Below are 13,894 nucleotides of genomic sequence, written 5' to 3'. Positions count from 1 at the left end.
GTCGCGGTCAGACAGTCCCGGCCTCCAGATATACGTGCTTGGTCTCCAGAAAGTCATTTAGCCCTTCGACCCCGTGAAGCCGCCCGAGCCCCGAGTGGCGATAACCGCCGGTCTCGCCCTCGGCAAACAGCCGGCCATGGCAGTTCAACCAAATCGTACCGGCACGAATTGCGCGCGAGACGCGCGTGGCGCGCCCGATATTCTGCGTGAACACGCTCGCAGCCAGCCCATAGCGGGTCGCATTTGCCTTGGAGACCGCCTCCTGCTCATCCACAAACGTCTCCACTGACACGATGGGCCCGAACAATTCCTCCTGAACCAATGAGGATCGCACGTCATCTATGCAGAACAGCGTGGGAGTGATGAAAGCCCCGCTTGCAAGCGGCCCCTGCAGAGTCCCACCGCGCACGAGCAATTCCCCTTCGTCTCCAGCCTGTTCGATGATCCGGGCAAGCCGCTCCTGGTTCTGCTTGTCGATCAGGGAGCCCATCTGGCTGGCAGGGTCTTCTCCCGGTCCGGTTCTTACGGCCGTGAAGGCTGCCTTGGCTCGCGACTTGAACGCCTCGGCAATCGGTTCGGCGACGAGAAATCGCGTGGCTGCGACACAAATCTGTCCGGCCATCATCAATGACGCGGCCGTCAGTTCACGCACCGCCTTATCGATGTCAGCGTCCTCGAACAAAAGAGCAGGTGCCTTGCCACCCAGTTCAAGCGAGAGCCGCTTCAGCGTCGGAGCCGCGCCGGCCATTATGCGCTTGCCCGTCGCGCTGGAGCCGGTAAACGAGATGACGTCGACCTCCTCCGATGCAACCAATGCCTCGCCGACTTCACTGCCATTTTCGTTGACGGAGTTGACCACACCCTTCGGCAGGGACGGGCACCCATCGATGCAGCCCATCACCATGGCGTTGATCAAAGGGGTCTGGGGTGCCGGCTTGATGATGACGGTGCACCCCGCCGCCAGCGCAGGCCCCAGGGAGCGGACGAGTAGCGTAACCGGCGCATTCCACGGCACGATGATGGCCGCCACGCCTGCGGCTTCGCGATTCATCATGGAGAAATTGCCCGGAGCCGTCTCAAGCGTCCGTCCAAGGACAGTCCGCGCCAAGCCAGCATAATAGCGGGTCTCGGAGATCGCGCCGCCGACCTCGCCAAGCGCCTCCCGCTTCAGCTTGCCGTTCTCTGCAACGATGAGATCGGCCAGTTCCTCCCTCACTGCCTCAAGACGGTCTGCGAGTTCAAACAGCGCTGCCGCACGTTGCCGCGGTGAGGCTGACCAAGGCGTCTTGTCGAATGCCATGCGTGCCTGCGCCACAGCCTGAGCGGCAAGAGCTTCGCTTCCCGGATACCAGATCCCTAGCACTGATCCATCTGCGGGGTTGAGACTTTCAGCACGAATGGTCCCGGCAATCCACTCGCCGCCGATATAGTTCAAGGCTTCAGTTGGTCTCTGGGTCATGGCCGGCAATCACGTCTCAAGTCCAAGAAGCTGGATGGCATTGCCATGAAAGAGCTTGGCGCGCACCTCTTCCGACACGTCGAGGCTCTCAAGGATCCTGATCGTCTCGCGGATGTACATGGGTCCTCCTTCAGGATCGAAGGGCGCATCGGAGGCAAACAGCACGCGGTCTTCACCAAAGAACTCCATGGCATGCTCGATCGCCTTGCGAGAGCCGAACGACGCCGTGTCGGCGTAGAACTCCTTGAAGTAGTCGAGATGCGGCCGCTTCAGCGCCTTGCGCACCTGGGCGAGATCCCGATCCGTGGTGCGTTTGCCCATCTGGTCCCAACCGGGACCCACGCGTCCTTCGAAGAACGGCACCATGCCCCCCGCATGATGCGTCACCACCTTCAGGCCGGGGAACTTGTCGAAGAAGCCTGAGAACACCATCCTTGCCATTGCCGCGGACGTCTCATAGGGCCAGCCAAAGGTCCACCAGATCTCGTATTCCGAGCGTTTCTCGTTCAGATAGTCGGGGAAGTTCTCACCGCGTGCCGGATGGAGGAAAACGGGCTTCCCGGACTTCGCCATATAGTCGAAGAACGGCTGGTACTGCGGCAGGTCCACAGGGTCGCCGGCAATGTTGGTGAAGATCTGCATCCCGACAGCGCCCAGATCCTCTATTGCACGACGACTTTCCTCGATGACTGCCTCGGGATTGTTCATCGGAGCGGTCCCGATGAAGCCGGGGAACCGATCCGGATAGGTCTCAACCAGTTCGGCCATGGCATCTGACCCGATGCGGGACAGTTCCAGCGCCTTTTCGGGCCCCGCAAGCTTCTCCAGCGGCGGCGATGCCAGCGAAAGCACCTGCTGATACTCCTCCCCGAACATGTCCATGACCTCGAAACGGCGGTCGAGATCCGTCATCATCGGTACCGCGCCCGACCGCATGGTGATGTCGGTCATCGTGCCGATGTGCTCAATCAAGGCGTCGAAGAACGGCTTCGGCCAGATGTGGTTGAAGGCATCGATCTTTCTCACGGAAGCTCCTCCTCTTCTGCCGCCACGTATCGGTACAATGGCCTGCTCGGAGCTACGAAGTCAACGCGAATCTCATAGAGTGAGATTATGAATGTCGCGGTCGCGGGTAATGCTACCGGTTATCTCGACCGCGGCTTGCCGAACATAACCGCTGATCTCGTCTATGAGCGTCCCGCTGACCAGACTGCCCTTGATCGTGATGCAGATGCTGCCAACCGGCGTCCGGCCAGCGTCGAACACGGGGGCAGCAATGCCCACCACGCCGGGCGTCACCTCGCCATAGGCCGTCGCATACCCGGCCTTGCGGACACTTTTCAGCGTTTGCAGGACGTCGTCTATGCTCTCGCCCAAGCCCACCGCCTTGAAGTCATCCAAGCTGTTTGTGATAAGCGGCAGCAACCGGCGCTTGGGGAGGAATGCCAGGATCGATCGGGAGATTGCGCCGCGTCCGAGTGGCATGGGGCGGCCCCGTGGATAGCTGCTGATTGGATTTGTCGTGGACGAAACGGAATCAACACAAAGGAGGCGGTTGCCATACCAGCGAACCAGCAACGCGGTGCATGAGAAGCGCTGCGCCAACTGCGTCAGATAGTCGTGGCCAGCCAAAATGAGCGGGTCCGACTTGCGCATCAGGTAGTCCATTTCGACCACCTTCGGCCCGAGAGTGAACCCTGCGTTTGGCCGAGATATCAGAAAGCCCGCATCCTTCAGCGTCTTCAAATAGCGATAGAGTGTTGGGCGGCTATATCCCAACTCCTCCATGAGCTCCTCGCCCGTCCATTCCAGTCTTTCCTCGGTGAACACCTCAAGGACAGCGAGGACACGTTCCAGGGTGTTTTTGGGCTCGGTCACTGCTCTACCGGCACAGCACGCGCCTGCCGCCAATTGAAGATCATAAGCGCCACTCCTGTGGCCACACCCGCAATGTCCGTAACGACAGCAAACGGGAAGGCATTGGCGGGGATCAACGCCATGATCCCGGACACCACGAAAAGCGATCGCATCACTGGCGAAAGCCGCATGGTAAAATAACCCGCGAGGCCCGCTGAGACCAACCACACCCCAAGCGTCGCCGTTGTAATGGCAAGTGCAATATCATCCGGTTCGCCAACCATGAGCAGTGTCGGTGAGTAAACGAACAGGAACGGGATGAGGAATGCGGCCCAACCGAATTTCATGGACGCGAAACCTGTTGCCATGGCCGAAGCCTTGGCAATGCCTGCGGCAGCGAAGGACGCAATGGCGATCGGGGGCGTGATCATCGACATCATCCCGAGATAAAGGATGAAAAGATGAGCTGCAATGGGATTGATCCCCACCTCGATCAGGGCTGGCGCAACCAGAGCCGCCAGCAAAACGTAGACGCCAAGCGTGGGCAGGCCCATTCCCAGCACAATGCAGATAACCGCCGACAGAAGCAAAAGAACGAGCTTGCTGCCGCCACCGAGTTGGACGAGGGCATAGGTGAGATTGAAGGAAAGCCCGGTCACGTTCAGGATACCGATCACGATGCCAGCTGCCGCAGAAATCAGGATGATATCGATCACGCCCTCACCCGTTGCCGGCACCGTTCGGAGGATCTGGCGCAGCCTGGGACGCTCAGAGCGATAGCCAAAGAGAAAGGATGTGCCGATCACGATGAGACAGGCTACCAAAGCGGCCCGCTCCGGCTGCCAGTTCAGGGCGAAGAGGCCGTAGATGAGAACTGCGAAGCCGAGCACGAAGTGCAAGCCACCGCGCACGGCTTTCCGGTCTGGAATGTCGGAGTCGGCGACACGGGAAATGCCCAGACGCGCTGCGTCGAGATCGGCCTGAATGAACAAGGCCGCGTAGTACAACAAGGACGGTACCAATGCCGCGACCACAACCTGCGCATAAGACATCTGCAGAAATTCAGCCATCAGGAAGGCAGCGGCGCCCATGACAGGCGGCATCATCTGACCGCCCGTCGATGCCACCGCCTCGATCGCTGCGGCCTTGTGGGCAGGATAGCCATCCCGCTTGATCATCGGGATGGTGACGATCCCGGTGGCGACGACATTGGCGACAGCGGACCCTGAAATGGATCCGAAAAGAGCGGAAGCCACAACCGATATCTTCATCGATCCGCCCCGATAGCGGCCCATCGCAAGCAAGGCGGCGTCCGTGAAGAAGCGCGACCCGCCTGTCGCTGCCAGAAGATTGCCGAACAGAATGAAGGCAACCACGACAGTTGCTGCGATGCTGAGCGGCAGCCCCAGTATTCCATTGGAATCGAGCGCCATATAGCCTGCCAGGCGCTCCCAATCCTGCGCACGTCCCTGAAGTCTGCCCGGCATGACATTTCCAAACAGACCGTAGAGAAGGAAGATGACGACGATAACGACAAGTGCCCAACCGGTGGCGCGTCGCACCGCTTCCAGAAGCAGAAGTATGACAATGATCCCCGGCAGCCAAGCCTGAACAGGACCCGCGAAGATCAGGTTCACCACCGAAGGATAGTTGAGACTTATGTAGCCCAGCGCGGTCAGGGAGAGCAGAGCCATGACCAGATCATACCACGGCACCACCGAACGCTCGCTGTCCCGGCGGGCGGGCAAGAGAAGGAAAGCAAGCGGCAAAGCCAGAGCAAGCACTGCGGCCATGAACTGCTGCGGATAAAAGGCAACACCCACCATTCGGGGGAGCGCCAAAGCCCAGGCTACCGCCAGTAGCGTGAGGAGGGCTCCCAGGACCGCAGCCATGGGCTGCCATACCTTTCTCGACAGTCCCCACCCGAGATCAGATTTTCTAGCATTCGCCATTTCTAGACACTCACTGAGAAGCTTGCAGGGTGGGTTCGTTGGCCCGAAACGCGGATGCATTGGTTGGACGAAGCGCAGTCCTGTATCGCGGGAGCCTGGATGCCGCAGCAGACCGGGTGGCGGCATAGTCACTCTTCCCAAAGCCTTGCGGACCTGGCCCGCAAGGCTTTTAATCTCCGGGAGCCGGACGCGTGAAGCAGCATCAGCCGCTACAGTTATCTTCCGATGAGTATTGGCATCCGAACTGGCGATTGCGAGCCCTGTCCACATGTGCAAAGCCTTCCCTCACGCCGTGCGGCAAGGGTTCGCCTTCGGTGCTTACTGCTTCAGGATACCCATTTCCTGATAGAAGCGGATCGCACCTGGATGGAACTGCGATACGCCGATATCGCCTGCCATGTCCTCCGGCTTGAAAGCGTTGAACGGCGGGAAGGTCTGAGCCATCTGCTCCTTGCCTTCGTATAGCGCCTTCGTCAGCTTGTAGACGGTTTCGTCGTCTACGCCTGCATGCGTGAAGATCACCTGCGGATAGGCGAAATAGGTCGCTTTCTCTTCGACGCCGGGCACGTTTGGCCCTGGCGACAACTCCGCGAAGAACGCAACCGGCCAATGCTCGCGGGCTTTCTTGAGGTTTTCCTCCGTCGGCTCAACCGGAAGCGCACGCAGACCTCCGACCGCCGCATCTGCCTCCCTCACCTTCCCTGCTCCATGGGCAAAGATGAAGCCGACGGAATCGCCGGCAATGAACGCATCAGCTCCTGCGACAACGCTTGGAACCTGGACCGGCTGCATGTCGGCTCTTGTCATCCCGGCGGTCGAATAGATTGCGTCAAGCTGCGGCAGAATCGTATTCTGAGCCGTGTAACCATCGACCATAGGCTTGCCGCGCAGATCCGCGATGGAGCGGATGTCGGAGTCGGCGCGAACGAAGATCGCTTCCACCAACGGCATAACGAGCCCAACAATGCGCAGATCAGGATTGGCGGATCCTTCAAACCAGGCCTTGCCCTCCAGCGCATAGTTGACTTCCTGGAGATTGGCGGCGCCGAATTCGATCCCGCCCGAGGCCACGTATGGAATATACTGATTAGGGCTTGTTGCCGGCTGTATGGTTGCGTTGAGACCCGCCTTGTTGGCCGCATTCGCGACTGCCGTTCCTATATTGTGGAAGATGGAACCAGGATTGGACGTCGCGATACCGACCGTCTGCGCCATTGCAGCGGTACCGAATGCAAGACCAGCGGCCAGCGTGAACATTCTCATGACGTATTTCATGGCTTCTCCTCCGGCTGTTTGAGATAGCGCCCCACTCCCAAGCGCTCCAAAATCCCATTAAGAGAGATTGTGACCTCACTATGCACTTGCATTTGTCAGGTTTACAAGCGCATTTTTCCTTCTGGGCCGTCCACGTCTGGGTCGCCGTGGACCCAATAGATGAGATTGGAGGAAGGTGAAGATGAAAAGCCGCAAGCGGTCGTATACATCCCGTGCGGGTCACACTGGCGCCGAAAACCTTCTGCTTGGCTTGAAGCGCGCCGGCATCGACTACGTCTTCGCGAACGCCGGTACCGACTTTCCACCTATCATCGAAGCTCTCGCTTGGCTCGACCCCGACATCGTGCCGCAAGCGGTGACGGTGCCGCATGAGACGGCCGGGGTTGCGATGGCCCACGGCTACTATCTGGTGACCGGAGAACAGCAAGCCGTCATGGTGCATGTCAATGTGGGGCTGGCAAACTCCGCTATGGGGATCATCAACGCCGCGAGCGACAATATCCCCGTCGTGATGATGTCAGGCCGTACACCCATCACGGAGAGCGGCCGTCCGGGCGCGCGCATGACGCCGATCCAGTACGGTCAGGAGATGTATGACCAGGCCTCGCTCGTCAGCGATGTCACGAAATTCAGCTATGAGCTGCGTTACCCCGAACAGGGCGACATGCTGGCATTGCGGGCTGCTAGCATTGCCATGAGCGAGCCTCGCGGACCCGTCTATATCAGCCTGCCGCGCGAACCCCTGATGGAGACAATCAAGGAGGAGGCAGCAAGACCGGCCGCCGATGTCTGCACGTCTTCCGATCCCTATCCGGATCCGGACCTCATCCGGCAAGCGGCTGACTGGCTGAGTGGGGCGAAGAACCCGCTGATCCTATGCCAGCGGGGCGACCCTCAAGGTCGCGTTGCCGCCGAGATTGCCGCGCTTGCCGAGGCGCATTCCATAGCCGTGGCGGAACCTTTCTCGATCCGCAATATCATGGCGTCGGACCATCCGATGTTCTTGGGCTATGACGTCAAGAGGGCGCTTGCCGAAGCGGATGTTGTACTGGTGGTGGACAGCGCCGTGCCATGGATGGAAACGCTGCATCGCCCCGAGGAAGCGACGAAAATCATCCACATCGGTGCCGACCCAAACTTCGTGCGAATGCCGGTTCGAGGGTATCAGGCCGATCTTGCAATCACCACGAATCCAGGCGCTGGCGTCAAGGCCATCCGGTTGGCAATGGCGACGGCCGACGCATCCGCAGAGGTTCGGGGCAGCGACATCCGCAGCCGCTCGCAAATGCGCCTGGCGGCGGCGCAGGAAGCCGCCCTGGCAGGCCGTGGCTCGCCGATGAGTTCAGAGTGGCTGAGCCACTGCATCGGAGAGGTAATGGACAAGAATGCCGTGGTCTTCGGCGAACTCGGTGTCGTTCCTTCCGCGATGCGGATAAAAGGGCCGAACAGGATATTCAGCAATCCCCATTCCGGTGGCCTGGGCTGGGCCCTGCCAGCCGCGCTCGGGGCCCAATTGGCTGACCGCGACAGACTGGTGATCGCCTGCGTCGGCGATGGATCCTACATGTTTGCCAATCCTCCGGCCTGCCACCAGATCGCGGAGGCGCTCTCGCTGCCGATCCTCACGATCGTCAAGAATAACGGCATGTGGAACGCTGTGCGCCGTTCGGTGATCAACAGTTATCCCGACGGTGTCGCAGCAAGATCGAATGCGATGCCGCTTACCTCGCTCGAGCCGGCGCCCGATTATTCCATGATCGCCGCCGCGAGCCGCGCCTATGTGGAGAAGGTGGAAGACGGCAGGGATCTTCCGGCTGCACTGGAACGCGCCGTAGCAGTCATTAAAAATGAGCGGCGGCAAGCGATGCTGGATGTGCGAGTGGCGTTGTCAGACACCCATTGAGAGCACCAGAGGAAAGGACGAGAGTACGACCGAAATGCCGATCGACCTGAGCCAATTGGCGCTGATATTCGTCTGCCTCGCATTGGGCGGGATTCTTAAAGGTGCCACGGGCGCTGGCGCACCGATCCTGGCAGTGCCGGCGCTGGCCGCCATCTTCAATGTCAAACTTGCCGTTGTGATCATGATGATGCCGAACCTCTTGCCGAATGTGTGGCAGTGCTGGCGGTTTCGGCGGGACCGACTACCCAGCAACTTCGCGTGGATCTTCGCCGGCGTCGGCGCATCCGGGGCTCTCGCCGGCACTTTCGTGCTGGCATGGCTGCCGCACGAGGCACTTTCACTGACAGTTGCCGGTGCAGTGATCGCCTATCTGATCTTGCGGCTCGCCCGTCCCGACTGGCGCCTCGCCATGGGCGCAGCAGAACGCTATGCCGCTCCGGCTGCCTTCCTTGCAGGGCTGCTTCAGGGGTCCTCCGGTATTTCGGCGCCGGTATCGATATCCTATCTCAACGCGATGCGGCTCAAGCGCGAAACCTATGTCTTCACCATCTCGCTATTCTTCGTGACGATGACCCTGGTTCAGGTTCCCACACTTGCTCTTGTCGGGCTGCTTTCGCCAGGACTGCTCGCTGCGAGCCTTGTGGCTGTCATGCCCATCCTGCTTTTCATGCCGGCAGGTGCTGCGCTCGCACGACGGCTTTCACCGGCTGCCTTCGACCGCGCGATAATGGTCCTGCTTGCCGGCCTCGCCGTCAAGTTGGTCTGGAGTGCCGTCGGGTGAAGAAGGGTACACAGAGGCCAGCGCGACATGCCGGAGCCAGACTACTTCCTGTATGGTTTGCTGCCGCCACCAGTTAGACAGTCAGTGCAGTCGTGCTGGCCGTCTCTGTCCTGCATTGGACGAGCCACTGCCTCCTATTCTGCCGCCATCGCCTTTTCCCGATTGTTCATCGCCATCAACCCGCGGGCTCGCTCAAGGCTTTCAGGCTGTTCCGCGCGGTAACGGGCACCAATCTCCATCATCGCAACCGTGCCTGGCAGGAACTGGAGTTCGCCAAAGATGCTCTCCCAGTCGATGTCGCCCCAGCCGAGCGGCATGTGCAGGTCGCCGATGCCCACGGCGGTGTTCTCCTGAGGGTGGAAGCCCTTATAGAAGCCCTGCGGGCGTCCGAAGCTGTCATGCAGGTGCAGGTGGCCCGCGACAGGGGCCATGGCAGCGATCTGTTCGAGGAAGTTGAGGCCGCGATAGGTCGACTCGATATAGGCGTGGCTGAAATCAATGAGGGCCACGACATTGGGATGATCAACGGCCTTTACCGTCTCGGCTACCTCCGCCGGCGTCTGGCGATACTGGCCAGGCTCGGTGGTGAAGATATTTTCCAGCGCGATGCGCACGCCGTAGGGCTTTGCGAACTCGGCCAGTTCCAGCAGGGCTTCGCGCTCACGGATATCGGCGGCAGCGCGGTCGAAGATTTGGTCGGCGCGCAGGCAACCGCCGTGCTGGACGAGGACACGCGCATCGACGCGATCGCAAAGTTCGATGAGCGCCTTGGCAGCGTCGATCTGGTAACGGCATGTCACCGGATCCATGAAATTCGACGAGACAAGGCCGTGCACCGTATAGCGGAAGTCGAATTTCTTCGTGAGGGCGACGAGACGGTTGGCGCGATCCCTGATGATGCGGCCGCCAGCAATCAGGTCGAGTGTGGTCAGTCCCAGCTCGACCGTGTCTACGTCGATTTCGGCAAGGGCGCGAAGGTCCGCTTCGAGGCTTTCCAGTTCTCCGTTGGTGGAGCCGGCATTGAAGCCGGTCGCGATGATATTGCCCATGATTGATCTCCAGGTGTTGCGTGAAAACGAAGGGGTTCAGGCGGCGGAAGAGAGGGCCCGACGCAGATTGAGTGCAAGGTCGGGACTGTCGGAAGTGAGATGCCCGATGCCGCGGCGAAGCCACTTCGTTATCAGCGTCTCGTCGTTGAGCGTCCAGACGCAAAGACGCTCGAGCGGCAGGCAACCGGAAACCAACTCCCATTCGGTATCCATCAGCTCGTGATGGATGGCGACGATGTCGACCAATCCGTCGACGCCGTCGATGAACGACCCCAAGCCGCCCTGCCTTTCGGCCCAGGCGGCGTTGACCGAGACGAGGCGCTTGATGCCGGGCGCGATGCGGCGGCAGTCTTCCAGCACGGAAACGTCGAACGAGGTGAGATAGCTGCGCTGATCGAGCCCGCGGACCGCGAGTTCGGCAACAACTTTCTCCACGATGCCGACGTACGGCGCGCCGTTCTGGTCGCTCTTGATCTCGACATGCAGCGGCAGGCCTTCGGCCGAACCAAGAACATCAAGAACGTCGCCGAGCGTGGGAATGATCTCGTCACTACCCTTGAGCCGGGTGGCACGACGGGCACCGGACGAAAGCGCGCGCACGGGGCCTTCGCCTTCGGCGGTGCGCTCCAGCGTCGCATCGTGGATGACCACGAGTTCGCCGGCGTCGGTCAGATGAACATCGAATTCGACGGCGTCGACGCCCAGCGCCAGCACGTTGCGGAAGCCCTGGAGGGAGTTTTCGGGCCAGAGATTGCGGGCGCCGCGATGGCCGGTAATGAAGGTCATGAGATCGGGTCCTGATGTGTGGAACTTCCTGGTGGGTCAGCGAACGGTCGGGTCGAGCTTGTCCCGCAGCCAGTCGCCGACCAGCGAGATCGACAGCGTCGTCAGCATGATGACGAAGGCGGGGGCGAGCATGATCCAGGGCGCGCGCGTCAGATATTCTCGGCCGAAGCCGACCATGTTGCCGAGGCTGGTCTCCGGCGGCTGCACGCCGAGGCCGAGGAACGACAGGCCGCTTTCCATCAAAATAATCTCGGGAAATGTCAGCGTCATCGACACGATCAGCGTGGAGGCGACATTCGGGAGGATATGGCGGAAATAGACCCTGAAGGGTGAGGCCCCCAGTTGCACAACGGCGGAGGCATAACCTTGCGCGCTTGCCGAGATGGCCAGTCCCCGCGCGATGCGCGCGTAGCGCTCCCAGCCGTAGAAGCCCATCAGGCAGACGATCAGCACCATGGAAGAGCCGAAGAAGGCGAGCACGGCGAGCGACATGATGAGGAAAGGCAGCGCCGCCTGGAAATCTGCCAGGACGAGCACGACATGCTCGACGACGCCGCGAAACTTCGCTGCGGCGAAGCCGAGCGCCGTTCCGAAGACGGCCGAGATGATCGTCGCGCTGAAGGCGATGACCAGCGAAACCCGGATGGACTGGATCAGACGGGCAAGCACATCGCGCCCAAGCTCATCGGTGCCGAGCCAATGCTTCGGATTGCCGGGTGCTGACAGCCGGTTGGTGAGGTCCATGGCGGTGATGCCATAGGGGCGAAGGTAGTCGGCGAAGATTGCGACAAGCAGCATGGCTGCCAGCCACAGGACGCCTAGTCCGATCGACAAAGGCACGTGGCGACGGAGCGCTGCGACGAAGCCTGGCCGGCGGGTCGCGGGAGCATGGGGGCGGCCAATCTCTGCAGTGGTCATACCGTGTCTTCCTAGTGAGCGGTCTGGTGACGGAGGCGAGGATCCAGCCAGCCATAGAAGAGGTCGACGATCAGGTTCGATATCACCATGGTGGCGGCGATCATCAGGAGGATGCACTGGACGACGGCGAGGTCGCGGTTGCTGACGGACACCACCAGCAGTCGGCCGATGCCTGGCCAGGAAAAGATCGATTCCACCACGACGGCCCCCGCAATCAGTGAGCCGACCATGAAGCCGACAATGGTGATGATCGGAACTGCAGCATTGGGGAGGGCGTGGTTCCACACGACGTCCGACCACTTAACGCCTTTCGCCGACGCCGTGCGGATATAGGGCTGACCCATCACCTCGATCATCGCGCTGCGCGAGAACCGGGCTAGGATGCCGATGCCGCCGATGCTCATGGTGATCGTCGGAAGCAGGCCATGGAGCCAGGTGTCCTGTCCACCGGAGGGAAGCAGACCGAGGCTTACCGAGAAGATCAGCACCAGCAGAAGGCCCATCACAAAGGACGGGATGGTGAAGCCGAGGATAGCGAGAAGGATAACGCCTCTGTCGATCGCGCTCTGACGGTGAAGTGCGGCATAGACCCCGGCGGGAATGCCGATAAAGAGCTTCAGCAGCAGGGCCGGGATCGTCAGCTGGAGTGTCGCCGGAATACGTTCCAGTACCAGCCGCAAGGCGGAGGCCTTGTCCCGCATGGACACGCCGAAATCGCCGGTGAAGATCGAGTGGATGTAGGCGAAGTACTGAACCCACAGTGGCCGATCGAGACCCCAGGCGCGGCGAAAGGCGTCGACTGCCTCCTGCGGCACGTCGGGTCCAAGCATGACCTGCGCCGGATCGCCCGACATGCGCAGCACGATGAAGGCGAAGGTCACCACGGCGAGGATGGTGACGAAAGCACGCAGCAGGCGGATGAGGACGAAGCGAATCACGGACGTCTCCTCAGGCGGCAATCGGCGCATTAGCGCCTTCAACGAGGTGACAGGCAGCGGTGCGCCCGTCGCCAAGGGTCCGAAGCTCTGGCACTACGTTGCGGCAAAGCGCGGTCGCCAGCGGACAGCGAGGATGGAAGGCGCAGCCGGAGGGCCGGCTGGCGGGGTTTGGTGGCTCGCCTTGAAGGATCATCCGGCCTTTCAACGGCTGCCCCGGAACCGGCACGCTGGAGACGAGCGCCTGAGTATAGGGATGACGCGGCGAAGCGAAGATCACATCGGAAGACGCCTCCTCCACAATCCGTCCGAGATACATGACCGCGACGCGGTCGGCGATATTGCGCACGACCTTCAGGTCGTGGCTGATGAAGACCATGGCGATGCCGTTGTCCTCCTGCAGGTCACGCAGCATGTTGACCACCTGCGCCTGGATCGAGACATCGAGTGCAGAGACCGGCTCGTCGCAGACGATCAGCTTGGGACGGGCAGCAAGCGCCCGGGCGATCACGGCTCTCTGTCGTTGTCCGCCAGACAGTTCATGCGGATATCGGTCCGCCTGGTCTGAACGAAGACCAACGGCGGTCATCAGCGCCTCAACGCGCGCCGTCCGCTCTTCACTGGCGAGAACATTATGGATATCCAGCGGCTCGCGGATCTGGGCCGCGATCGTGAGCCTCCGATCGAGCGCCGCCAGCGGGTCTTGGTAGACAAGCTGCATCTTAGCCCGCAGCGCACGCCATTCAACGGTGCCGAATGCTGGCATGGGCTCGCCCTCGAAGGTCACCGTTCCGGCCTGCGCAGGATCGATACCCAGCAGCATACGGCCGAGCGTCGACTTGCCCGACCCAGATTCGCCCACGATGCCGAGGCTTTCGCCCGGCAGCACCTTGAGCGACACGCCGTCCACGGCTCGCACCGGGGTGACTTTACCGAAGAGCCCCCGCCGCATCTCGTAGACGCGTGTCAGTCCCTCGGC

At 61.1% G+C, this 13,894-nt stretch carries 12 protein-coding genes; 2 read left to right on the top strand and 10 right to left on the bottom strand.

From position 1 onward, the window contains the following. Positions 1-7: 7 nt before the first annotated feature. The 5 genes from NT26_RS04935 to NT26_RS04915 all read right to left on the bottom strand — a co-directional run bounded on the left by NT26_RS04935 (position 8) and on the right by NT26_RS04915 (position 6,543). A complete protein-coding gene (locus NT26_RS04935) occupies positions 8-1,459 on the bottom strand; it encodes an aldehyde dehydrogenase family protein (RefSeq protein WP_052641879.1) in 1,452 nt (483 codons plus the stop codon). Positions 1,460-1,468: 9 nt separating this feature from the next. Next, positions 1,469-2,485, bottom strand: a complete 1,017-nt coding sequence (locus NT26_RS04930) for an amidohydrolase family protein (RefSeq protein ID WP_052637700.1) — start codon at positions 2,483-2,485, stop codon at positions 1,469-1,471. 72 nt (positions 2,486-2,557) lie between these two features. Beyond that, complete coding sequence (locus NT26_RS04925; RefSeq protein ID WP_052637699.1) at positions 2,558-3,337, bottom strand: IclR family transcriptional regulator; 780 nt, start codon at positions 3,335-3,337, stop codon at positions 2,558-2,560. Continuing rightward, positions 3,334-5,208 (bottom strand): TRAP transporter permease, encoded by a 1,875-nt coding sequence (locus tag NT26_RS04920; protein ID WP_244467669.1) that lies wholly within the window; start codon positions 5,206-5,208, stop codon positions 3,334-3,336. Before NT26_RS04920 ends, NT26_RS04925 begins: the two co-directional genes overlap by 4 nt. Positions 5,209-5,586: 378 nt before the next feature. Next, a complete protein-coding gene (locus NT26_RS04915) occupies positions 5,587-6,543 on the bottom strand; it encodes a TAXI family TRAP transporter solute-binding subunit (RefSeq protein ID WP_052637697.1) in 957 nt (318 codons plus the stop codon). A 181-nt stretch (positions 6,544-6,724) separates the two neighbouring features. Here NT26_RS04915 and NT26_RS04910 point away from each other — a divergent pair, with 181 nt between their 5' ends. Together NT26_RS04910 and NT26_RS04905 are read left to right on the top strand one after the other, a co-directional pair. After that, positions 6,725-8,446, top strand: a complete 1,722-nt coding sequence (locus NT26_RS04910; RefSeq protein ID WP_052637696.1) for a thiamine pyrophosphate-requiring protein — start codon at positions 6,725-6,727, stop codon at positions 8,444-8,446. 34 nt (positions 8,447-8,480) lie between these two features. Continuing rightward, entirely contained in the window at positions 8,481-9,227 is a 747-nt protein-coding gene (locus tag NT26_RS04905) for a sulfite exporter TauE/SafE family protein (protein WP_065814514.1), read from the top strand. A gap of 134 nt (positions 9,228-9,361) precedes the next feature. Here the strand turns inward: NT26_RS04905 and NT26_RS04900 are convergent, their stop codons facing one another. Genes NT26_RS04900 through NT26_RS04880 form a run of 5 tightly spaced genes read right to left on the bottom strand, consistent with a single transcriptional unit; the run spans position 9,362 to position 13,867 of the window. Next, on the bottom strand, positions 9,362-10,276 hold the full coding sequence (locus tag NT26_RS04900; protein ID WP_052637695.1) for a TIM barrel protein: 915 nt from the start codon (positions 10,274-10,276) through the stop codon (positions 9,362-9,364). A gap of 36 nt (positions 10,277-10,312) precedes the next feature. Then, a complete protein-coding gene (locus NT26_RS04895) occupies positions 10,313-11,062 on the bottom strand; it encodes a glycerophosphodiester phosphodiesterase family protein (RefSeq protein ID WP_052637694.1) in 750 nt (249 codons plus the stop codon). A gap of 36 nt (positions 11,063-11,098) precedes the next feature. Next, positions 11,099-11,980, bottom strand: a complete 882-nt coding sequence (locus NT26_RS04890) for an ABC transporter permease (RefSeq protein WP_052637693.1) — start codon at positions 11,978-11,980, stop codon at positions 11,099-11,101. An 11-nt stretch (positions 11,981-11,991) separates the two neighbouring features. Beyond that, positions 11,992-12,918, bottom strand: a complete 927-nt coding sequence (locus NT26_RS04885) for an ABC transporter permease (RefSeq protein ID WP_052641875.1) — start codon at positions 12,916-12,918, stop codon at positions 11,992-11,994. Positions 12,919-12,928: 10 nt separating this feature from the next. After that, positions 12,929-13,867 (bottom strand): ABC transporter ATP-binding protein, encoded by a 939-nt coding sequence (locus NT26_RS04880; protein WP_052641874.1) that lies wholly within the window; start codon positions 13,865-13,867, stop codon positions 12,929-12,931. Between the last annotated feature and the right edge of the window lie 27 nt (positions 13,868-13,894).

The organism is Pseudorhizobium banfieldiae (assembly GCF_000967425.1).
GTDB lineage: Bacteria > Pseudomonadota > Alphaproteobacteria > Rhizobiales > Rhizobiaceae > Neorhizobium > Neorhizobium banfieldiae.
Note: the sequence above shows the minus strand (reverse complement) of the source record. Positions and strands in the feature narration are given on the sequence as shown.

Excerpts from the sequence above, each read along its gene's own strand:
- NT26_RS04880 (WP_052641874.1), bottom strand. The coding sequence starts at position 13,867 with ATGCGGCGGGGGCTCTTCGGTAAAGTCACCCCGGTGCGAGCCGTGGAC.
- NT26_RS04910 (WP_052637696.1), top strand. The coding sequence starts at position 6,725 with ATGAAAAGCCGCAAGCGGTCGTATACATCCCGTGCGGGTCACACTGGC.
- NT26_RS04935 (WP_052641879.1), bottom strand. The coding sequence starts at position 1,459 with ATGACCCAGAGACCAACTGAAGCCTTGAACTATATCGGCGGCGAGTGG.
- NT26_RS04890 (WP_052637693.1), bottom strand. The coding sequence starts at position 11,980 with ATGACCACTGCAGAGATTGGCCGCCCCCATGCTCCCGCGACCCGCCGG.
- NT26_RS04895 (WP_052637694.1), bottom strand. The coding sequence starts at position 11,062 with ATGACCTTCATTACCGGCCATCGCGGCGCCCGCAATCTCTGGCCCGAA.
- NT26_RS04915 (WP_052637697.1), bottom strand. The coding sequence starts at position 6,543 with ATGAAATACGTCATGAGAATGTTCACGCTGGCCGCTGGTCTTGCATTC.
- NT26_RS04920 (WP_244467669.1), bottom strand. The coding sequence starts at position 5,208 with ATGGCTGCGGTCCTGGGAGCCCTCCTCACGCTACTGGCGGTAGCCTGG.
- NT26_RS04900 (WP_052637695.1), bottom strand. The coding sequence starts at position 10,276 with ATGGGCAATATCATCGCGACCGGCTTCAATGCCGGCTCCACCAACGGA.
- NT26_RS04905 (WP_065814514.1), top strand. The coding sequence starts at position 8,481 with ATGCCGATCGACCTGAGCCAATTGGCGCTGATATTCGTCTGCCTCGCA.